Origin of the sequence: Streptosporangium sp. NPDC049376, from assembly GCF_044466505.1 — a bacterium.
GTDB lineage: Bacteria > Actinomycetota > Actinomycetes > Streptosporangiales > Streptosporangiaceae > Streptosporangium.
Map to the genome: position 1 here is coordinate 159857 of NZ_JBITMT010000007.1, position 20041 is coordinate 179897.

The 20041-nt window shown below is 73.0% G+C and carries 21 protein-coding genes; 7 read left to right on the plus strand and 14 right to left on the minus strand.

The genetic code is table 11. The annotated features are described in order from the left end of the window. Nucleotides 1-7: 7 nt before the first annotated feature. Nucleotides 8-1177 (minus strand): pyridoxal phosphate-dependent aminotransferase, encoded by a 1170-nt coding sequence (locus ACIBVQ_RS20205; RefSeq protein WP_386190615.1) that lies wholly within the window; start codon nucleotides 1175-1177, stop codon nucleotides 8-10. 112 nt (nucleotides 1178-1289) lie between these two features. Between ACIBVQ_RS20205 and ACIBVQ_RS20210 the strand changes: the two genes are divergently transcribed. From ACIBVQ_RS20210 to ACIBVQ_RS20225, 4 genes are read left to right on the plus strand one after another with little or no spacing between them, the layout of a single operon-like run. Next, on the plus strand, nucleotides 1290-2276 hold the full coding sequence (locus ACIBVQ_RS20210; protein ID WP_399179098.1) for a DUF418 domain-containing protein: 987 nt from the start codon (nucleotides 1290-1292) through the stop codon (nucleotides 2274-2276). Further along, nucleotides 2273-3091 (plus strand): carbon-nitrogen hydrolase family protein, encoded by an 819-nt coding sequence (locus tag ACIBVQ_RS20215; protein ID WP_352011370.1) that lies wholly within the window; start codon nucleotides 2273-2275, stop codon nucleotides 3089-3091. Before ACIBVQ_RS20210 ends, ACIBVQ_RS20215 begins: the two co-directional genes overlap by 4 nt. Before the next feature lie 9 nt (nucleotides 3092-3100). Beyond that, nucleotides 3101-3562 carry a hypothetical protein gene (locus ACIBVQ_RS20220; protein ID WP_352011369.1) on the plus strand — a complete coding sequence of 154 codons (462 nt, stop codon included), beginning with the start codon at nucleotides 3101-3103 and terminating at the stop codon, nucleotides 3560-3562. Beyond that, a complete protein-coding gene (locus ACIBVQ_RS20225) occupies nucleotides 3559-3990 on the plus strand; it encodes a hypothetical protein (RefSeq protein ID WP_352011368.1) in 432 nt (143 codons plus the stop codon). The genes ACIBVQ_RS20220 and ACIBVQ_RS20225 overlap by 4 nt, the downstream gene beginning before the upstream one ends. 10 nt (nucleotides 3991-4000) lie before the next feature. Here ACIBVQ_RS20225 and ACIBVQ_RS20230 read toward each other — a convergent pair whose 3' ends face one another. Both ACIBVQ_RS20230 and ACIBVQ_RS20235 read right to left on the minus strand, forming a co-directional pair. Further along, nucleotides 4001-5509, minus strand: coding sequence for a carboxyl transferase domain-containing protein (locus ACIBVQ_RS20230; protein ID WP_399179279.1), 1509 nt, complete (start codon nucleotides 5507-5509; stop codon nucleotides 4001-4003). Between the two features lie 49 nt (nucleotides 5510-5558). Next, complete coding sequence (locus ACIBVQ_RS20235; protein ID WP_399179101.1) at nucleotides 5559-6716, minus strand: CaiB/BaiF CoA transferase family protein; 1158 nt, start codon at nucleotides 6714-6716, stop codon at nucleotides 5559-5561. 156 nt (nucleotides 6717-6872) lie between these two features. Between ACIBVQ_RS20235 and ACIBVQ_RS20240 the strand changes: the two genes are divergently transcribed. Then, entirely contained in the window at nucleotides 6873-7475 is a 603-nt protein-coding gene (locus ACIBVQ_RS20240) for an AAA family ATPase (protein ID WP_352011366.1), read from the plus strand. On the opposite strand, the gene ACIBVQ_RS20245 is transcribed toward ACIBVQ_RS20240, so the two are convergent. Both ACIBVQ_RS20245 and ACIBVQ_RS20250 read right to left on the minus strand, forming a co-directional pair. Next, nucleotides 7460-9586 carry a hypothetical protein gene (locus ACIBVQ_RS20245; RefSeq protein ID WP_399179104.1) on the minus strand — a complete coding sequence of 709 codons (2127 nt, stop codon included), beginning with the start codon at nucleotides 9584-9586 and terminating at the stop codon, nucleotides 7460-7462. The genes ACIBVQ_RS20240 and ACIBVQ_RS20245 overlap by 16 nt on opposite strands. A gap of 98 nt (nucleotides 9587-9684) precedes the next feature. Continuing rightward, nucleotides 9685-10338 (minus strand): histidine phosphatase family protein, encoded by a 654-nt coding sequence (locus ACIBVQ_RS20250; RefSeq protein WP_352011364.1) that lies wholly within the window; start codon nucleotides 10336-10338, stop codon nucleotides 9685-9687. A gap of 60 nt (nucleotides 10339-10398) precedes the next feature. Here ACIBVQ_RS20250 and ACIBVQ_RS20255 point away from each other — a divergent pair, with 60 nt between their 5' ends. Further along, nucleotides 10399-10791, plus strand: a complete 393-nt coding sequence (locus tag ACIBVQ_RS20255) for a signal peptidase I (RefSeq protein ID WP_399179106.1) — start codon at nucleotides 10399-10401, stop codon at nucleotides 10789-10791. A gap of 20 nt (nucleotides 10792-10811) precedes the next feature. Here the strand turns inward: ACIBVQ_RS20255 and ACIBVQ_RS20260 are convergent, their stop codons facing one another. After that, nucleotides 10812-11270, minus strand: a complete 459-nt coding sequence (locus tag ACIBVQ_RS20260; protein WP_352011362.1) for a hypothetical protein — start codon at nucleotides 11268-11270, stop codon at nucleotides 10812-10814. Nucleotides 11271-11417: 147 nt separating this feature from the next. On the opposite strand from ACIBVQ_RS20260, the gene ACIBVQ_RS20265 reads away from it, so the two are divergent. Next, on the plus strand, nucleotides 11418-12047 hold the full coding sequence (locus tag ACIBVQ_RS20265; RefSeq protein WP_352011361.1) for a thymidine kinase: 630 nt from the start codon (nucleotides 11418-11420) through the stop codon (nucleotides 12045-12047). A 43-nt stretch (nucleotides 12048-12090) separates the two neighbouring features. Here the strand turns inward: ACIBVQ_RS20265 and ACIBVQ_RS20270 are convergent, their stop codons facing one another. From ACIBVQ_RS20270 to ACIBVQ_RS20305, 8 genes are read right to left on the minus strand one after another with little or no spacing between them, the layout of a single operon-like run. Next, nucleotides 12091-12768, minus strand: coding sequence for a DsbA family protein (locus tag ACIBVQ_RS20270; protein ID WP_399179109.1), 678 nt, complete (start codon nucleotides 12766-12768; stop codon nucleotides 12091-12093). A gap of 46 nt (nucleotides 12769-12814) precedes the next feature. Then, a complete protein-coding gene (locus tag ACIBVQ_RS20275; protein WP_399179111.1) occupies nucleotides 12815-13717 on the minus strand; it encodes a hypothetical protein in 903 nt (300 codons plus the stop codon). 53 nt (nucleotides 13718-13770) lie between these two features. Beyond that, on the minus strand, nucleotides 13771-14112 hold the full coding sequence (gene mnhG, locus ACIBVQ_RS20280; RefSeq protein WP_352011358.1) for a monovalent cation/H(+) antiporter subunit G: 342 nt from the start codon (nucleotides 14110-14112) through the stop codon (nucleotides 13771-13773). Continuing rightward, nucleotides 14109-14369 (minus strand): monovalent cation/H+ antiporter complex subunit F, encoded by a 261-nt coding sequence (locus ACIBVQ_RS20285; RefSeq protein ID WP_352011357.1) that lies wholly within the window; start codon nucleotides 14367-14369, stop codon nucleotides 14109-14111. Before ACIBVQ_RS20285 ends, mnhG begins: the two co-directional genes overlap by 4 nt. Continuing rightward, nucleotides 14366-14917, minus strand: coding sequence for a Na+/H+ antiporter subunit E (locus ACIBVQ_RS20290; RefSeq protein WP_352011356.1), 552 nt, complete (start codon nucleotides 14915-14917; stop codon nucleotides 14366-14368). The genes ACIBVQ_RS20285 and ACIBVQ_RS20290 overlap by 4 nt, the downstream gene beginning before the upstream one ends. Further along, nucleotides 14914-16527 (minus strand): Na+/H+ antiporter subunit D, encoded by a 1614-nt coding sequence (locus ACIBVQ_RS20295; protein WP_399179114.1) that lies wholly within the window; start codon nucleotides 16525-16527, stop codon nucleotides 14914-14916. The genes ACIBVQ_RS20290 and ACIBVQ_RS20295 overlap by 4 nt, the downstream gene beginning before the upstream one ends. Next, a complete protein-coding gene (locus tag ACIBVQ_RS20300) occupies nucleotides 16527-17222 on the minus strand; it encodes a Na(+)/H(+) antiporter subunit C (protein WP_352011354.1) in 696 nt (231 codons plus the stop codon). Before ACIBVQ_RS20300 ends, ACIBVQ_RS20295 begins: the two co-directional genes overlap by 1 nt. After that, a complete protein-coding gene (locus ACIBVQ_RS20305; protein WP_399179116.1) occupies nucleotides 17219-20002 on the minus strand; it encodes a Na+/H+ antiporter subunit A in 2784 nt (927 codons plus the stop codon). The genes ACIBVQ_RS20300 and ACIBVQ_RS20305 overlap by 4 nt, the downstream gene beginning before the upstream one ends. Nucleotides 20003-20041 lie beyond the last annotated feature (39 nt).

The window sequence follows — 20041 nt, forward strand, 5'->3', positions numbered from 1 at the left end:
GGCGCGCTCACCGGCCCGCCAGACGGCCGAGGCGGGCGACGGCCTCGTCGATGACCTCCTCCTTCTTGCAGAAGGCGAAGCGGACGAAGTGGCTGCCGCGTCCGGGGTCGGCGTAGAAGACCTGGGTGGGAATGGCCACCACGCCCGCCAGGTCCGGCAGCTCACGGGCCAGGGTGAGGCCGTCGGTGAAGCCGAGGGGGCGGATGTCGGTCTGCACGAAGTAGGTGCCCGAGGGGCGGTAGACCTCGAAGCCCGCCGCGGACAGCCCGGCCGTCAGGCGGTCGCGCTTGGCCTGCAGGGCCGCGCGCTGCCCGGAGACCCACTCCATCTCGTGGCGCAGGGCGTGGGCGACGGCCAGCTGCCAGGGGGCCGAGGCGGTGAAGGTGAGGAACTGCTTGACGGTCTGCACGGCGCGCACGAGCGGGGACGGCCCGCACACCCAGCCCGTCTTCCAGCCGGTGACCGAGAAGGTCTTGCCCGCCGAGGAGATCATCACGGTGCGCTCGCGCATGCCGGGCAGGGTGGCCGGCGGGATGTGCTCGACGCCGTCGAAGGTGAGGTGCTCGTAGACCTCGTCGGTGACGGCCACCAGGTCATGCTCCCTGCACAGCAGGGCGATCTCCTCAAGCTCGGCGCGGGTGAGGACGGTCCCCGTCGGGTTGTGCGGTGAGTTGACCAGGATCGCCCTGGTACGCGGGCCGACGGCGGCGCGCAGTTCCGCCGGGTCGAAGGTGAAGCGTCCCTCGACCGGGCGCAGGGTGACCGGGCGCAGCACGGCCCCGGCCAGGGCGATGGCGGCGGCGTAGGAGTCGTAGTAGGGCTCGAAGGCGATCACCTCGTCTCCCGGCTCGCACAGCGCCAGGATCGAGGCCGCGATCGCCTCGGTCGCGCCGACGGTGACCAGGATCTCGCCGTCGGGGTCGTAGTCGAGGCCGTAGCAGGCCTTGCGGTGCTCGGAGACGGCCTGGCGCAGGTCGGGGACGCCGGGGCCGGGAGGGTACTGGTTGGCCCCCTCCCTGATCGCCGCCGCCGCGCGTTCCAGCATCGCGGCGGGCCCGTCGGTGTCGGGAAAGCCCTGTCCCAGATTGATCGAACCGGTCCGTACGGCGAGCGCCGACATCTCGGAGAAGATCGTCGTGCCGAACGCGCGCATCCGCGCCACCAGGGGATCGTTCACACGGCAACAGTAGACCGGGGCGCGTGACAGATCGAGTGCCAGCCCGACGACCTAGATTTGTATGGGCTTGTCGTCTTATGACAGAGGTCGTCTAGGCGAGATGGATTGCGCGGTGATACGTCTGTTTCCTGTGACCCATACGGCTCCCGCATCCGGAAGGCTCCACGAGCTGGACGCGCTACGCGGGTTCGCGGTGTGCGGGATCATGCTGGTCAACACCTGGCAGCACCTTCGTGAACGCGTGCCCGGCGCCGAGCGCGGTGCCGTCGACTGGGTCGTGGAGAATCTCGGACAGAGCCGTTTCTATCCAATCTTCTCCGTGCTTTTCGGGATGAGCCTTGTGCTGTTCCTCGATTCGGCCGCCGCGCGCACCGACCGTCCCAGGCTCGTGCTGCTGCGCCGCCTGGCCGTGCTCGGGATGCTCGGCCTGCTCCACCAGACGGTGAACCCGGGCGAGGTGCTCCTGCCGTACGCGATCTTCGGGGCGCTGGTGCTGCTGCCCGCCTCGTTCCTGCCGCGCCGGGGGGTGCTGCTGCTCGGGATCGTCGTGACGGTGTGGGGGGTGCGCGAGGGCGGCGGCGTCATCCTCATCCCCGGTCTGTTCCTGCTGGGCATGGCGATGATGGAGTACGGGCCGCCGCGGTGGCCGGTGGGGCCCGCCTTCGTGGCCGGTACGGCGCTGGCCGTCGTCCTCGGCTACCTGTGGGTCAGGGCGACGGCCGGGGACCGCACGTTCTACTTCCGCGGCCTCTACCCCACGGCCGGGCTCGCCGCCGCGACGGCCTACTGCACGGGGCTGCTGCTGCTCCTGCGAACCCGGGCGCGCGGGCCGCTGCTGGCGGTCCTGGCGCCGCTCGGCCGGATGGCGCTGACGAACTATCTGACGAGCACCCTGGTCATCCTGGCGGCGCTGCCGTTGCTGGCCGCGGACCCGACCAGGATCACGGTGGTCGCGCTGACGGTCAGCGTCCTGGCCGCGCAGGTGTTCCTCAGCAGGGCGTGGCTGCGGGGGCACCGCTACGGCCCGCTGGAGTGGGGATGGCGATGCCTGACGTGGCTGGAACGGGTGCCCAACCGCCGGATAGGGTCGAGGACGTGACGCGCATCGCACTGTGCCAGATCCCGGTCTCCGAGGACCCCGCCGTCAACCTGTCCCGCGCCCGCGAGGCCCTGCGCTCCGCCGCCGAGGACGGCGCCGAGCTGGCGATCCTCCCCGAGGCCACCCTCACCCGGTACGGCAGGCGGATCACCGGCCTGGCCGAGCCCCTGGACGGGCCGTTCGTCACCGGGCTCGCCGAGGCCGCCAAGGAGTCCGGCCTCGCGGTCGTCGCCGGGGTGTTCGAGACCGGAGAGGCCGGGACCGGAGAGACAGGGCGGGGCCGGGTGTACAACACCGCCGTCGCCCTCGACGAGACGGGCGCGCTCCTGGCCGCCTACCGGAAGATCCACCTGTTCGACTCCTTCGGCGCCAAGGAGTCGGAGCTGGTCGTCCCCGGTGAGGAGCCGGTGGTCGTCGAGCTGGCCGGGCTGCGGGTCGGCCTGGTCACCTGCTACGACGTCCGCTTCCCCGAGCTGGGTAGGGCGCTGGCCGACCGGGGGGCCGACCTGTTCGCGGTGATCGCCGCCTGGGGGTCGGGCCCGATGAAGGAGGAGCACTGGGCGACCCTGGTGCGGGCCCGCGCGATCGAGAACACCACCTGGGTCGCGGCCGTCGGGCAGGCGCCGAACCCCGAGGCCGCCGACGGTTTCGGGATCGGCAGGAGCATGCTCGTCGACCCGATGGGCGTCGTCCACACCGACCTGGGGCCCGCGCCCGCGGTGCGGACGTGCGTGCTCGACCCCCAGGTCACGATTGCCACCCGGAATGCCCTGCCCTGCTTGGAACACCGGCGGCTTCAGGTCGGCAGATCGTAAAATGCGACCGTGAGTGAGCCACCTGGGCGTAGAACGCAGATGCAGAAGGTCATCCCGCCCCGACTGCTCGTGCCCTATCTCGCGGGCAGGCGCAGCGTCATATCGGGATATGTCTACCGCGTGCAGGACTGCGCCCGCCTGACAACGCCCGCCCAGCTCTTCGCGGGCCTCGACCTGGGCTTCGAGGGCTCCGAGCTGACCACGGCCGTCCCGGAGCTGTACCTCATGCGCTGGTTCGCCCGTGACGTCGACGCCTACGCCGTCCCCTACGGCCCGCACATGGGAGGCGACTGGAACGACGTCCCCCCGTTCGCGGGCAACGGCTTCACCACCTCGCGTGAGCACGTCGTGCCCCAGTTCCACACCACACCCGTGCCGATCCCAGCGGGAGCCGAGATCATCCACGTGACACCCGGCGAAGAGCGCCTGTTCGGCCGTTACGACGGCCTCGCCTGGCGGCGGGCCTCGTGAGCGACGTGATCGAACCGGTGGCATCCGGTTTCCTGGCGCGCTACGGCGAGCGGACCCACGTCGCGGCGCTGGGCCCCGGTGACTCCGAGGTCGTGCTGTTCGCCAAGGAGGCCCGGCAGGGCTTCGAACGTCTCTCCGGCTACTGGCGGGCCGTGGTGCCCCGCGAGGAGCTGGAGTGGCTGGTGCTGGTGCGCACGGTCGGGGCGTTCGGCGGCGAGCCGTGCCTGGTCCTCGACGTCTCCGAGGAGAACGGCGAGGAGAGCCTGCACATCGCCTACACCGGTCACAGCGGGCTGAAGGCCGAGGCGCTCGGCTACTGGATGGTCGACCACGGCGCCTACGAGGTCGTCGTCCCCCGTGACGAGGTCTTCTCCATCCGCGTCGAGCGCGTCCCCCTGTCCCTCACCCCGGCCGAGCCGGAGTCGTGACGTCCCGGCCTCAGGCCGGGTCCGCCCGCCCGCCGAGCGCCCGGTAGCGCGCCAGGCGGGCGGTGAGCCGGTCGGCCGGGGCCGACCGCAGCAGTCCGGCGATCTCGTGTTCCAGGGCGTGCGCGACCCTGCGGGAGAAGGCCTCCGGCTCGTAGGCGGCGTCGGGCAGCTCCGGGATGATCCGGTCGACGATGCCGTCGCGCCGCAGGTCGGTCGACTTCACCCGTTGCGCGGCGGCGGTCTCCGGGGCGAAGTCGACGCTCCGGTACAGCAGCGCCGAGGCGCCCTCCGGCGGCAACGGGGACAGCCAGGCGTGCTGGGCGCACAGCACCCGGTCGGCGGGCAGCAGCGCCAGGGCGGCGCCGCCGGCGCCCTCACCGAGCAGCAGGCAGACCGTCGGTGCCTTGAGCGTGACCAGGTCGGCCAGGCAGCGGGCGATCTCCGCGGCCAGGCCGCCCTCCTCGGCCGCCTTGGACAGCGCGGCCCCCGGGGTGTCGACCACCGTGACCAGCGGCAGGCCCAGTTCCGCGGCCAGGCGCATCCCCCGCCGGGCGACCCGGAGCCCGGCGGGACCGAAGGGGGCCGTGACCCTTCTGCGGCCCCGGTCCTGGCCGAGCACGACGGCCGGGGCCTCACCGAACCTGGCCAGCGCGATGAGCAGGCCGGGGTCCGCCTCCCCCTCGCCGCTGCCGTTGAGCGGGGTGACGTCGCGGGCGCCGTACCCGAGCAGCTCACGCACACCGGGGCGGTCGTCCCTGCGGGAACGGGTGACGGCGTCCCACGCCTGGACCGGGGGGACGTGCTCGTCCGGCTCCCGCCCTGCGGGCCGTACCTCACGCGGGGCGCACAGCACGGACAGGGCCCGGACGGCGAGCCGCCTGGCCTCAGGGGCGGGCACGACCGCGTCGAGCAGGCCGTGGGCCAGGAGGTTCTCCGCGACCTGGACGCCCTCGGGAAAGGGGTAGCCGTGCAGCGACTCGAAGATCCTGGGGCCCAGGAACCCGATCAGGGCGCCGGGCTCGGCCATGGTGACGTGCCCGAGCGACCCCCACGAGGCGAAGACCCCGCCCGTGGTGGGGTGCCGCAGATAGACCAGGTACGGCAGGCCCGCGGCGCGGTGGGCGGCGACCGCGGCGGTGATCTTCACCATCTGCACGAAGGCCGGGGCGCCCTCCTGCATCCGGGTGCCGCCCGAGGCCGGGGCGGCCAGCAGCGGGAGCCGTTCCGCGGTCGCCCGCTCGATCGCGGCGGTGAGCCGTTCGGCGGCGGCGAACCCGATCGATCCGGCGAGGAAGGAGAACTCGCTGGCGGCGAAGGCCACCCTGCGGCCGTCGAGCAGCCCCTCCCCGGTGACGACCGACTCGTCGTAGCCGCTCCTGGCGCGGGCCTGGGCCAGCTCCTCCGCGTAGCCGGAACCCTCGGGTGCGGGGTCGGCGGGCGTCCGGTCCCACGACCGCCACGTCCCGGGGTCGAGGAAGGCGTCGATCAGCGCGCGGGCGTCGGGACGCACGAGGTTCATACCCCGGCTCTCCGGCCCGCGCGGCAGGGTGGGTACGAGGAAGAGGTCGTCATCTTTCACGTTCCTCCAGCCACGCGAGGACCTCGTCGTTGTGCTCGCCGAGCGCGGGCGGGGCGGTGTGCCGCATGGGCGGATCGCCGTCGAAGCGCAGCGGCGGCCCGGGAAGCTCGATCGTGCCCAGGACCGGGTGGTCGACCTCGACGACCAGGCCCTGGGAGCGTGTCTGCTCCCAGGCGTAGACCTCGTCGATCGTCCTGATCGCCCCGGCGGGCACCCCGATCCCGGCGAACGCCGCCAGCCAGTGGGCGCGGCCGTGCCCGGCCAGGGCCCGTTCGATGTCGGCGATCAGGCGGGAGCGGTGCGCGAAGCGTTCCCTGTTCGTCGCGTACTCCGGGGTCAGCGGGTCGATGCCGAGCAGGCCGGCGACCTTGCGCCACTGGGCGTCGTTGGCCACCGCGATCTGGAGCATGCCGTCGGCGCAGCGGAAGGCGCCGTAGGGGGCGATGGAGGCGTGGTGGTTGCCGCCCGCGCCGGGCACCCGCCCCCCGACAGTCCAGGCCGTGCCGTGGTAGGAGTGCACGCCGGTCACCGCGGCCAGCAGCGAGGTCCGCACGACCTTGCCCCGCCCGGTCCGCTCCCGCTCGTAGAGCGCGGCGACCACACCGTAGGCGCCGTGGATGCCGCCGAGCAGGTCGGCGATGGAGGCCCCCACCCGGTACGGCTCCGCGGGCGAGGGGCCGGTCAGGCTCATCAGTCCCGCCTCGCCCTGGGCGATCTGGTCGTAGCCGGGCCTGCCGCCCTCGGGGCCGTCGTGCCCGAACCCGGTGATCGACAGCACGACGAGACGGGGGTTGAGTTCGTGCAGCCGCTCGACGCCGAACCCGAGGCGGTCCAGGACGCCGGTGCGGAAGTTCTCGACCAGGACGTCGCTCTGCCGCACCAGGCGTTCGATGAGGGTCCTGCCCTCGGCGGACTTCATGTCCACGGTGATGGAGCGCTTGTTGCGGTTGGCCGCGAGGAAGTAGGTGGAGATGTCGTGGCCGGGGCCGACGAAGGGCGGTCCCCAGCTCCGGGACTCGTCGCCCGCCTCCGGCTGTTCCACCTTGATCACCCGGGCTCCGAGGTCACCGAGCATCTGTGCCGCGTGCGGTCCCGCCAGGGCGCGGGAGAGGTCGAGTACGACGATGTCGCCGAGGGCTCCGTGCAAGATCAACCTCCATTGGTGGTCGCCGAGCCTAGCCGAATCGGGACGGGAAAGGGGTGTCCCCCGCCACCGGCCGCCCCGCCCATCGAAGATCTTCCCAGCCCTCCGTCCGGCCCCTCCATCCGGCCTGGGACCGCCTTGGGGGGCCATCATGGAGGAATGGACGAGATCGTCTCCTTCGAGCGGCTCGCGGACACGGTCCTGCGGCTTCCCCCGTCGTGCGGCCCCGTCCGGCTCGTCACGGTCGACGGCCCCGCCGGGTCGGGCAAGACGACCTTCGCGCGGCGTCTCGGCGCGGCGCTCGGGGCGCAGGTCGTCTCCAGCGATGACTTCCCCGTGCCGTGGGACGAGGTGCCCAGGGAGTGGTTCCGGCTGGTCGAGGAGCAGGTGCTCGGCCCGCTCGCCGCGGGTGAGCCGGGGGGCTACCGGCGCTTCGACTGGGCCGGTGGCGGTTACGCGGAGCGGGTCGAGGTGCCCGTCGCGCCCGCGCTGGTCCTCGAAGGGGTGAGCACGGCCCGCCGTACGGCCCCGGCCGCCCTCGCGGTGTGGGTGTGCGCGTCCGCCGAGGTCCGCCGGGCCCGGGTGCTGGCCAGGGACGGCGCGCAGCTGGCCGAGCAGTGGCGGCGCTGGTGGCGGGCCGAGGAGACGTGGTTCGCCGCCGACGACACCCGCGCCAGGGCGGACCTGCTGGTCGACGGGGCCCGGGTCCCCGGGGAGTTCGTCAGGGTGCCCCGCGACCGGGTCCGTCAGGGCCTCGCGTGAACCGTCCCCGGCGTCTCCCCCGAAGCCGTGACGGGGAGGGCGTCCGGGGCCGCGGAGACGGGTTCCGCCGCGCAGGGGGCGCCGCCGCAGACGTCGACGACCACGCCCTCCCGCAGGAAGTGGGCCTTCTGCACGCGGGCCTCCGGGGAGTTGCGCGGGTCATGGTGCGGGTCCCTGCCGTAGGCGGTGCCCAGCGGCGGCGTGTTGGTCCGCGGCGGGGTGACGGCCCCGCTGTCCCAGACGATGAGCGCCGAGCCGGCGTACGGGCGGGGCGGCAGCGCCCTGATCCCCCAGTAGGGGGCGACGTCGGGGTCGCGGCCCGCGGCGACGGCGGGCTGGTGGACACGGGCGCCGATCGTGCGCGCCTCGACCTGTGCGGTCACGGTGGAGACCTGGTGGTCGCCGTAGGCGACGTGCAGCAGCACCCGGTGCCTGGGTGAGCCGGGCAGCGGGTCGTCGGTCAGGTGCTGGGCGTAGCCGTTGGTCTCCCCCCGGTCCCAGAGCATCTGCATGAGCGCGAAGCAGACCTGCTGGGTCAGCCGGTCGGGGTAGGCCTCGTCCATGATCCGCTGGAACGGCTGGAAGGCAGTGCTGCGGTTGAGCAGGGTGCTGTAGTTCATACCCGTCACCCCGAGCACGGCGTTGCGCACGTCGGGGGAGACCGCGACCAGTGCGCCGCCCGAGATGCCGCCCTGGCTGTTGCCGTCGTAGGCGAGCCCGGCCCGCCGGTCGAACAGTGGCCTGCCCTGTTCGTCCCTGAACGCCCGGTGGCCGGTGAACCCGTCCTTGCCGACCATGGCGCGGCCGAGGAGGACGAAGTTCAGCAGGCTCTGCTGCAGCCGGTCGGGGACGGTGCCGAACGCGGACAGGTCGCGGAACACGCCCGCCACATGCTGGACGTCCTCCTCCGACATGCCGATCCACGCGGTGGCGCAGAAGACGAAGCCCTGCTGCCCGGCCATCTCCCGCACGTCACGGGAGCGCACCTCGGCGGCCCTGCCGAGCAGGCCGTGGCCGTACAGGGCGGGGGTCGCGGGTCTGGTGAAGGCCGAGCGCGGGATCACGCACTGGTAGCGCGTCCGCAGCGTGTCGCCGAGCGGGCGCGGCCTGCCGTCCTGGTCCCGGTTGAGGCGCGCCCCCGGCGGCGCGCCGGGCTTGTCGAGGTAGTTCGGGACCTGGATCTCCCCGGTGACCTCGCGGGCGATGTCGGGGTCCTGGGCCTCGGTGAGGTCGGTCACCGACTCCACGGTGAAGCGCGGCGCGGCCCCCCTGAGCGCGCGCAGTGCCTCATCGCGCATGCTCAGCACGGGACCGGCCAGGCCCCGCCCGCTGGCCACGGTGAAGTCCCAGGCGAGGTGGAGCCCCCGCCTGTCGACCCCGGCCGTCGCGAGGTCGGCGAGGGTCCTGCGCAGCGCGCGCTGCCGTACGGCGAGCGGGTCCCCCAGGGGGAGGTCGGCGCCGGTGAGCCTGGTGAAGGTCTCCGGGGCCCGCAGGGGGACGCCCGAGGCGTCCTTAAGGCCGCGCAGCGCGACGGCGTATCGGTGGCCCTCGATGAGGTTCCTCGCGGGTCTGACGATCAGCGCCCGCCGGGCCGGGTCGGTCGCCCCCGCGTCGAGCTCCGCCCAGTACGGCCAGCGCTCCCCGGTCACGGTGTCCACGATCACGATGGGGGCGTCGCGCCGCAGGGACCACCCGATGTCGGTGACGGGCGCCGCCCCCGTCCTGGCGAGGTCGAGGCCCGGCACGTGGGCCAGCAGCATGGACCCCGGGGAGAAGCCGTCGGCGGTGTTCCACGACGCCGGGTCGACGGGGGTGCCCTCCTCGTTGCGGGGCATGGCACCGGCGGACAACTCGACCCGCAGGCCGGTCGCGGTGCGCGCGTTCACGGTGAACCAGTCGTTGGGGAAGGGCAGCAGGCACTCGTGGCCCGCGATCGGGTCGCAGCCCGCGTCCTTCGCCCCGGGAGCGGCGACCGGCGGCACGGACGTCGAGGAGGCGGCCGGGACCGAGTCGGAGGGCGGGGCGGGGGCCAGGACGGGCAGCACGGGCCTGGGGCCCATCGCCGAGACCACGGCCAGCACGAGACTCGCCACCATCGCGCGCGGACGCATGCCTGTGCCTCCCTGAGCCTCGCCGGTGCCGGACACCCGTGACTAGCGCAGCAGACCGCAGGAAAGACCGTCCGTCAATGGGTGATCGACGAATGGGTTCAGAGTGATATGTCCCTCAGATGCCCGTCGTCGTTGAAGATCTCGGCCCGCGAGCCACGCCAGACCGAGACCGAGGCGTTCGTGACCGGCGCGAACGCGGCGACCGAGTCCAGCGCGACCCCCTCGATCACGTGTTTGAGCATCAGCACCACCGCGTCGTGCGCGACGACCAGCACCCGCCGCCCGGCGTACCCGGCGCGCATGTCACCGACCACCGCGCGCACCCGGTCCGCGACGTCGGAGAAACACTCCCCGCCGGGAGGGCGGTAGCCGTACTCGGCCCGCAGCAGTGACCGCGCCTCCTCGGGGAAGCGCCGCATGATGGCGGCCAGGTTCATCCCCGCGAGCTCGCCCATCAGGCGGTCGCCGAGCCTGGCGTCGAACCGTACCTCGGGGACGGCGCTCAGCTCGGCCGCGGCCAGCTCCCAGGTCTGCACGGCCCGCCGGTACGGCGAGCACCACACCACGTCGGGCCCCCGCTCCCGCGCCAGGCGCCTGCCGAGGGCGCTCGCCTGCCGTCTGCCGAGCGGGGTGAGCGGGACGTCCTCGTCGGCGCCGGTCAGGACGACGGCCGTCCCGCTCGCCTGCGCCCTGGCGTAGGCCACGTTGGACTCGCTCTGGCCGTGGCGTACCGCGGTGATCATCGAGGGCATGCCCTCAGCCAACCTCGCCGTGAACGTCCGCGCAAGACCCGGCTGCTAACGTCCGGTCACATGGACGACGGCGTTTACGTGGGCAACGCGGGCGAGGACGCGGCACTGGACCGGGGATGGATCCTGGGGCACTTCAAGGAGGCCGGGGACCCGCGGCACAGCGAGAACGTGGAGATCAAGTGGGGGGTCCACCCGCCCGGCGACCGGCGGGCCCGGTGGGTGCGGGGTGAGGAGCGCACGGCGCTCCTGGTGCTCGTCAGCGGCCGTTTCCGCGTGGAGCTGCCCGGCCGCAGCGTCCTGCTCGAACGCCAGGGTGACTACGTCGTGTGGGGCAGGGGCGTCGACCACTCCTGGGTCGCCGAGGAGGAGTCGGTCGTGCTGACGGTCAGGTGGCCGTCCGTGCCCGGCTACGCGGTCGCCCCGGTGGAGCGCCCGCCGCTCGTCCAGAGCTGACACCGGGCACGGACCCGGGTTCAGCGGCGGCGGGGGCCCATGGTCGAGCCGATCACCGAGTCCGCGTCGTGGGCGTGCACCTTGGCCGCGAGCCGGATGGCCATCTCGCTCGTACGGCGCAGCTCGGCCTCGACCCTGTCCTTGCCCGACTGGCCGACCTGGACGCCGAAGTAGGCGCCGATGATCGCGCCGGAGACGCCGACGAGCCCGGCGAACGGGGCGGTCGAGTCGCCGCCGCGCATGGCGATCACCACGAAGGCGACCAGGATGACGACAAGGCCCGTCACCACGACGTAGAACCCGTAGCGCCAGCGGGCCGCCTCGGCCTTGGCGGCCACGGCCTCGTCCTCGGTCATCATCGCCGCGAGCGCGACGGGGATCTCGACGGTCTCGCCCGTCGGGGCCGTCGGGGGGACCGCGGAGGTGTTCACCGCGGGTGACTTGATGACGGGCGGAGCGGAGTTCTTGGTGGTCGTCACAGGTTCTCCCACTTCTCGTTAGAGCCTCAACGAGGCTCCCACGCTTTACACGAACAAGCCAATCGAAAGGTGTCGCGCGGGACCTGACTCCCTTACCGGTGTACCGCGCCCCAAACCCCCGTCGAAGAACCACTAGGCTGGCCGCCTGTGACCGAACCGTCCGCGCTCTCCGCCGTCCCCACCGGAACCAGGGACGGCGTGCTCCGCTTCTACTTCGGCCCGATGGACTGCGGCAAGTCCACACTGGCCCTGCAGATGAACTACAACCATCGGCGTCAGGGCAGGCACGGTCTGGTGCTGACCAAGCACGACCGTTCCGGCGACGCCAGGGTGACCAGCAGGATCGGCCTGGGCAGCGAGGCCGTCGAGGTGGTCGACGGCCTCGACCTGGTCGAGCTGGTGCGCGGGCAGCGGCGCGTCGACTACGTGATCTGCGACGAGGCGTGCTTCTACACGGTGGAGCAGATCGAGCAGCTGGCCGACCTCACCGACGACTTCGGCATCGACGTCTACGCCTTCGGCCTGGCCTCGGACTTCCGGTCGCAGATGTTCCCCGCCGCCCAGCGCCTGTTCGAGCTGGCCGACGAGATCAACCGGCTGCAGGTCGAGGTGCTGTGCTGGTGCGGCAGGCCCGGCAGGCTGAACGCCCGCGTGGTCGGGGGCAGGCTGGTGCGCACCGGGGAGCAGGTCGTCATCGGCGACACGGGTGAGGCGCCGATCCGCTACCAGGTGCTCTGCCGCCGCCACTACCGCGCGGGCGATCTCGGCGACGCCTGACGTCCGCCCGGGGTCCGGCCGGACGTCAGGCGAGGGCGGGGCGTCAGATCGCGCAGTGGCCGTCGTCGCAGGCCTCGCCGGTCTCCGCCGTCCCGGGGGTCTGCCCGGTCCGCTCGGCGACCTCCTCAAGGGCGGCGAGCAGCGTGTCCTCCGGCTGGGCGCCGGAGACCGCGAACTGGCCCTCGAACAGGAACAGCGGGACGGAGGAGACGCCCAGGGAGCGGGCCCTGGACAGCTCCTGGCGGACCTGCTCCGTCCCGCCGGGGCCGTCGAGGTCGGCCTTGACGTCCAGGTCCGTGGCGATCGTGGCCAGGACCTCGCGGGAGCCGACGTCGAGGCCGTCGGTGAAGTGGGCGGCGAACAGGCGGTACAGCGCCTCCTCCCCCCTGCCCTGCTCGTCGGCGATCTGGATGAGCCGGTGCGCGTCGAGGGTGTTGGCGTGGACGGCGCGGTCGAAGCGCATCTCAAGGCCGTCCTGGGCGGCGACCTGGGTCACGTGGGCGAACATCTGCCGCGCGCGTTCCTGGCCGCCGAACTTGGCCGCGGCCCAGGTGAGCAGGGGTGACCCAGTGGACTCGGCGTCCGGTGCGAGCTGGAAGGGCCGTAGCCCGATCTCGACCTCGCCGCCGGTGGCCCGGTAGCGCTCGACGGCGCGGGCGAAGCGGGTGTGACCGATGTAGCACCAGGGACAGACCACGTCCGAGTAGATTTCAACCTTCACAGAAGGCTGCAACCAGGGCGAAGCCCCACTGATTCCGGAAACGAGGTCAGATGGCCGAGGCGATGTCCTCAAGCCGGGCGGCGAGGCGTTCCCTGTCTCCCTCGGCCAGCGCGGCGGCGGCGCGCCACCAGCCGAACCACTCTCCGCTGCGCCACATCCAGTCGGCCCGTTCGATCGCGGCGACGACGTCGCCCCTGTCCCGCCAGGCCTCGCCGACGTCCTCGGTGTGCGCCCCGTGGCGCAGCGCCCAGGCGCGCAGGATCTCGGCGGCGGCGGGGTCGACCGGCCGCGCGTAGGGGTCGGGGTCCTCACCGGCGAGCCGGTGCGGGCCGAGCCCCGCGGCGACGCCCCAGCTCCACTGCGCCTCGGCCGGACGGGAGTAGCGCAGCGAGTGGAAGTCCAGGTTGGAGCCGAGGGTGTCGTCCGCGCGGGCGACCACGACCGCGTCGAGCCTGCCGCCGACGTCGAAGGAGACCAGGACCCGTTCGCCGGGCCGTACGTTCCCCGGCAGGTCGATCCGGTCCTCCGCCTGCCAGGAGTTCAGGTCGGTCGCCGCCAGGGGGCTCCCCCACTGCTCGTCCGCGGCGTCGTCGGCGATCCAGGCGGCGAGCATCTCCAGCACGGTCAGGTCGGTCCACGGGTCGATCGCGGTCGCGGTGCGCAGCACCTCGTCCGGGGAGGGCAGCTTCTCCCCCCTGGACCGCGACCACCACTCCTCGCCGAGGTCCCGGGTGCCGACCAGCAGCGCGGCGAGCGCCGCCAGCTCGGCCGACCTGCGGGTGAGCGCGACCCCCCTGACGAGGTCCGCGCAGAGCCTGGCCCGTTCGGCGCCGAGCACGGCCCGCGCCTCGCCGAGCAGCGTCACGGCGTCGGGTTGTCCTGCTCCGAAAAGGTCACGAACCAGTCTTCTGGCCTCGGTTCGGGCGTCCTCCGCACGTTCCTCGCGCATACGCGTCAGATTACGCCGGGAGCCAACCTCGCGCGAGGGTTGCGCGCCGTCGCTCACCGGCCGGCGTCCTCGCCGGGGATGGCCGTACCGTCGTCGCCGTCGCCGCCGGCCGAGGAGGCGTTCCTGTGGGCCGCGCGGCCGACCATGTAGGCGGCGACGGTCGCGGTGATCACCTGGAACACCCCGGTCAGCAGCAGCGTCCCCGCGACGGCCCAGGTGGGGTGGCGCAGCCACATGGCCAGCAGGACCAGTTGCAGGCCGAGCACCTGGGGCTTGGTCGCCGGATGCATGCGCGACAGGGTTCCGTGGAACCGGAACATCCCCACCCCGGCGGCCAGGGCGAAGGCGGCGCCGAGCAGCACGCACACCGCCGCGGCCACCTCAAGCGGGGTCACCGGACCCGCCCGGAGAAGAACCTGGCCAGCGAGACCGACCCGACGAACCCGACGAGGGACAGCACCAGCAGCACCGGCAGCGCGGAGTAGGCGCCCAGGGCCGTCGCCCCCGCCGCGATCCCGCACATCACCACGGCGGTGAGCACGTCGAGCGCGACCGCCCTGTCCAGCATGGACGGGCCGCGCACCAGCCTGGTGAGCGTCAGCGCCGCCGCGCAGCCGAGCAACGCGAGCGCCGTCAGGTACACCGCCGTCACCGCAGTTCCTCCCTGTCCTGTGAGGTGCCGAAGGCCGCGACGATGGCGCCCTCCAGACGGGTCACGTCGGCCTGGACCGTGGCGGGGACGTCCCCCTCGACCCCGAGCACGTGCAGGACCAGTCGCCTGTCCGCGAAGCGCGCCTCAAGGACCAGGCTGCCGGGAAGCGCCGACAGGGCGATCGTGACCAGCACGGTCATCACCTCCGACGAGGTGCGCAGCCGTACGGTGACCACCTCGACGGGCGGCTGGACGCCCAGGCGCAGCGCCCAGAGGGCGACCCTGAAGCTGGACATCACCAGGTCGCCCGCGAAGCGGGCCAGGAAGACGGCCGCCGCGACCGGGTGGATCCTGACGCCGGAGTCGAGTACGGGCAGCGGCAGCGCCCAGACGATGACCGTGGAGGCCAGCAGGCCGCCGAGCACGTTGCCCACGCTCGGATCGCCCCACAGCAGCAGCCAGACCACGGTCAGCCAGACCACCTCGCCCGGCGGGACCGGCCTGCCCAGCAGACGCGGCACCCGCCCTGCCCCGCCCGTCGCCCTCACCGCGCGCTCCCCAGGACCGCCGAGATGTACGGCTCGCGGGCGAGCAGTTCCGCGGCCGTCCGGCTGGTCAGGGCCGACAGCGGCCCGGCGAGGACGGTGTAGGAGAGCCCGAGCGCCACCAGGGCCGTGGTCGCGCCCAGCATCGGCGCGGGCATGGTGGCGCTGGTGACGATCTCCCGCCCGGTGATCCCCTCGGTGCCGGGCGCCCTGGTGAGCGTGGTCTCCTCGCTCTCCAGCACGGTTCCCGGCCGGTCGGCCGCACCCGGGGCCGGAGCCCGCCAGAACGCCTTGCTCCAGGCCGTGGACATGGCGTACAGGGTCAGCAGGCTCGTCACCAGGCCGCCCGCCACGAGGATGAGCGGCAGGGCTCCCCCGGCGGCGATCCCGGCCTGGACGAGGTTGAGTTTGCCCAGGAAGCCGGACATCGGGGGGATGCCGGCCAGGTTCATCGCGGGGACGAAGAAGAGGACCGCGATGACCGGAGCCAGCCGCATCAGGCCGCCGAGGTCGTCCAGGGAGGTGGTGCCCGCGCGCCGCTCGATCAGCCCGGTCACCAGGAAAAGGCTGGTCTGCACGGTGATGTGGTGGACGACGTAGAAGACCGCGCCCGACATGCCCGCGGCGGTCGAGAGCCCGACCCCGAAGACCATGTAGCCGATGTGGCTGACCAGCGTGAAGGAGAGCATCCGTTTGATGTCGGTCTGGGCGACGGCGCCGAAGATCCCGACCAGCATCGTCAGCAGCGCCGCCCACATCAGCAGGACGCTGACCGGGCCGCCGGGGAACAGCAGCGCCTCCAGCCTGATGACGGAGTAGATGCCGACCTTGGTGAGCAGCCCGGCGAACAGGGCCGTGGCGGGGGCGGGCGCGGTCGGGTAGGAGTCGGGCAGCCACGCCGACATCGGGAAGATCGCGGCCTTGACCACGAAGACCAGCAGGAGCGTCAGCTCGACCAGCAGCTTGAGGTAGTCGGGCAGCACCTGGAACCGCTCGGCGAGCTGGGCCATCGACACGGTGCCCGTCGCTCCGTAGGAGACCGCGATCCCGACCAGGAACAGCAGTGAGGAGGCCAGGCCGATCACCACGTAGGTGGCGCCCGCGCGGATGCGGGACTCGGTCCCGCCGAAGGTGAGCAGCACGTAGGAGCCGCTGAGCAGCATCTCGAAGGCGACGAAGAGGTTGAACAGGTCACCGGAGAGGAAGGCGTCGGAGACACCCGCCACCATGATCAGGTAGGCCGGGTGAAAGATCGCCAGTGGGGCGGCGTACTCCTGGTCGGCGTAGGCCTGCGCCAGCGAGTAGACCATCACGCACAGCGTCACCGCCGAGGAGACCACCAGCATCAGCGAGGAGAGGCGGTCGGCGACCAGGGCGATGCCGACCGGGGCGGCCCAGCCGCCGAGGTGCGTGGCCAGCGGCCCGCCGCCGTCGGCCGCGGCCAGCAGGAGCACCGAGACCACGAGCACCGCGGTGAGCGTGATCACGCTGATGAGCGCCTGGAGCCTGCGCGACCTGCCGCCGATGGCGAGCTTGAGCCCGGCCGCGAACAGCGGCAGCAGCACCGGCACCGCGACCAGTTCCCGTGCCACCCCCTCCACCGCCTGCGCCATCAGTCGTCCCCCTCCAACTCCGGGTCCTGCGCCCTGGCCTGCCGTTCCCTGTCCTGCCTGATCGCCTCCCGCATCTCGGCGCGCGCCTGGCGGCGCCGTTCGCGCAGCCTCCTGCGGATCCTGCGCTCCCGCGCGGCCTGCTCCCGCTCCCTGCGGGCGAACTCGGCGCGCAGCCTGGCGGCCCGTTCGCCGCCGCCCTCCTTCGAGGCCTCCTCGGCGTCACGGCGTTCGCGTTCGCGCCTGGCCTCGTCGAGGCGGGCCAGCTCGGCCCGCTGCTGCCTGACCAGGCGCCGGTAGGCCTCGCGCCTGGCGAGCACGGACCTGGCCAGCTCCCCTCTGCGGGCGCGCAGCCGTACCCTGCGGTCCTCGGTGTCGTCCTGCACCTCGTCGCCGCCGGTGAGCTGCCAGGAGCGGTGGACCATGGCCAGCAGGAACGCGGTGACGCCCAGGGTGATCACCAGGGAGGTGAGGACCATGGCCTGCGGCAGCGGGTCGGCCATCCGCTCGACGGGGGAGACGCCGAGGATCGGCGGCTCGCCCGCGGGGCCGCCCGTCAGGACGATCAGCAGGTTGACGCCGTTGCCGAGCAGGATGACGCCCACGAGCAGGCGCACCAGGCTGCGTTCGAGCAGCAGCGCCACCCCGGCCGCGACCATCGTGCCCGAGGCGGCGAACGGCACCAGCGAGACGGTCACCGGCCCTCCTCCTCGATCTGCCGGTCGAGTTCGCCGCCCAGGCTGCGCAGGAAGTCCTGGACCATGCCGACGACCGCGGCGTAGACGCCGACGTCGAACAGCAGCACGGTCGACAGGTGGAGCGTGCCGACCAGCGGGACCTGCACGTCGGCCGCGAGCATGGTCAGCGGGGTCCCGGAGACCAGCAGCCCGACGAGGGCGGTGACCGTCGAGAGCAGCAGGCCGAAGCCGATCAGCACCCCGGCGTGCGCGGGCACCGCCAGGGCCAGTTCGTAGCGTCCGCCCGCGAGGTAGCGGACCACCAGCGCCAGCCCGGCCACGATGCCGCCCGCGAAGCCGCCCCCGACCGCGCTGTGCCCGGTGAACAGCAGGAAGACCGAGATGAGCAGCACGGTGTGGAAGATCAGCCGGGCCACGATCTCCAGGACTGCGGCCCGCTCCCCCTTCGGCAGGGTCGCCGCCAGCCAGTGCGGTCCCCGCTCGGGGCCGGGTTCCCCCGACGGGCGTTCCAGCGTGTAGGTGCGACGGCGCAGGAAGACCAGGCTGGTGACGCCGAGGGTGAGGACGACGAGCACGGAGCTCTCCCCCATGGTGTCCCAGGCCCGGATGTCCACCAGAAGGGCGCTGACGGCGTTGGAGGCCCCGGCCCTGCGGGCGGCCTCGGGGATCAGCGCCCCGACGGGGGGCGCCTGGCGGGCGGAGACGGCCAGCATCCCGGCGACGGTCACGACGACGCCGCTGACCGCGCCGAGGCCGAGCCGTACGCCGAGGGGCACCCTGGGCCTGCCCTCCCTGGGGCCGAGCGGGAGCCTGCGCAGCACGAGCACGAAGACCACCAGGCTCAGCGTCTCGGTGAGGAACTGGGTGAGCGCCAGGTCGGGTGAGCCGTGGACGAGGAACAGCAGGGCCGTGCCGTAACCGGTCAGGCCCGCGACCAGGGCGAGCACGATGTGCGTGCGGATCCGCGGGGCGAGGGCGGCGCCGGCCACCAGCAGCGCCCCGACCAGGGGTTGTTCCGGGCGGGTCCAGGAGGTGACGTCGAGGTGGACGTCCGGCGTGGGGCCGTACAGCGCGGCGAAGACCCCGATGCCCGCGACGGAGACGAACGCGATGATGAGGTAGTCGGTCAGCGAGCCCCGCTGGGTGACCCCGGTCAGCTGCAGGGAGAAGCGTTCCAGGCCCCTCATCAGCGCCCAGTAGACCCGTCCCGAGTCCACGAGCCGCAGCACCCGTCCCACCCGTTCGACGAGCCCGCCCGCCGCGAACAGCAGCGCCCCGCCGCACAGGGCCGCGGCCGACAGCAACAGCGGCGTGAGCGCCCCGGTCCACAGCGCGAGGTGGACGTGGCCGGTGCCGGGGAAGGTGCCGGTGTAGCCCTCCATCGCCCGGCCGTACCAGGAGGCCAGGGGGGCGAGCACCACGCCCAGTACGGCCAGCAGCGCGGGCGGGGTGAAGGTCGCCGCGGCGGCGGGGCTCGCCGGGGTCGCCGCGAGGCCGCGTCCGCCGCCGAAGGTCCCCCACAGGAACCTGGCGCTGTAGGCGACGGTGAGCATGGAACCGGCGACGACGACCGCGAGCGCCACGGTGTCGGCGGTCCGACCGGTCAGCAGCGACTCGAAGGCCGCCTCCTTGCCGACGAACCCCAGCGTCGGCGGTATCCCGGCCATCGAGACCGTCGCGGCCGTCGCCACCGCGCACAGCCACGGCGCCGAACGCCACAGGCCGTTCAGCTCGCGCAGGTCACGGGTGCCGGTGGCGTGGTCGACGACGCCGACGACCAGGAACAGCGACGCCTTGAACAGGGCGTGCCCGAGCAGCACGGCCACGCCCGCGAGCGCGGTGTCCCGGGTCCCGGCGCCGAACAGCGCCGTCATGAAGCCGAGCTGGCTGACCGTGCCGTAGGCGAGCAGCCGTTTGATGTCGTACTCGCGCAGCGCCCGCCACCCGGCCAGCAGCATGGTGAGCAGACCGAGGGGTACGGCGACCGCCCGCCAGACGGGCAGCGTGCCGAAGGCGGGGCCGAACCTGGCCAGCAGGTAGACGCCGGCCTTGACCATCGCGGCGGCGTGCAGGTAGGCGGAGACCGGGGTCGGGGCCGCCATCGCGGCGGGCAGCCACATGCTGAACGGGAAGATCGCCGATTTCGACAGGGCCCCGGCCAGGAGCAGGACGACCGCCGCCGGGACCAGGGCGCCGGAGGGCGGGTCCGCGACGATCCGCGAGATCCGGTAGGTGCCCGCGCTCTCGCCGAGGATGACCATCCCGGCCAGCATGGCCAGTCCTCCGGCTGCGGTGACGGTCAGCGCCTGGGTGGCGGCCCTGCGGGCCTGCCTGCTGCGCGGGTCCTGGCCGATCAGCAGGTAGGAGAAGACCGTGGTCAGCTCCCAGAACACGTACAGCAGCAGCAGGTTGTCGGCGACGACCAGGCCGAGCATCGCCCCGGCGAAGGCGACGAGGACCCCGCCGAACCGGCCGAGCCCCTCCTCGCCCGCCTCGAAGTAGCGCGCGCAGTAGACCAGCACCAGCGCGCCGACCCCGGTGACCAGCGCCATCATGAGCACGCCGAGCGCGTCGGCGCGGAAGTCCAGGTCGAGTCCGAGGGCGGGCGCCCAGGTGTGGCTCGACCTGGCGGGGACGCCCGTCAGGGCGATCCACAGCGTGTAGGCGAACCCGCAGGCGGGCGCGACGGCGAGCACGGGGAAGGCGCCGCGCCCGAGACAACGGGCCAGCGCCGGGGCGCACATCGCCGCGACGGCGTGCAGGATCAGCAGCGACTCCATGTTCCCCCGGGCACCGTCGTGGTCGGCACAGCGTCGGCA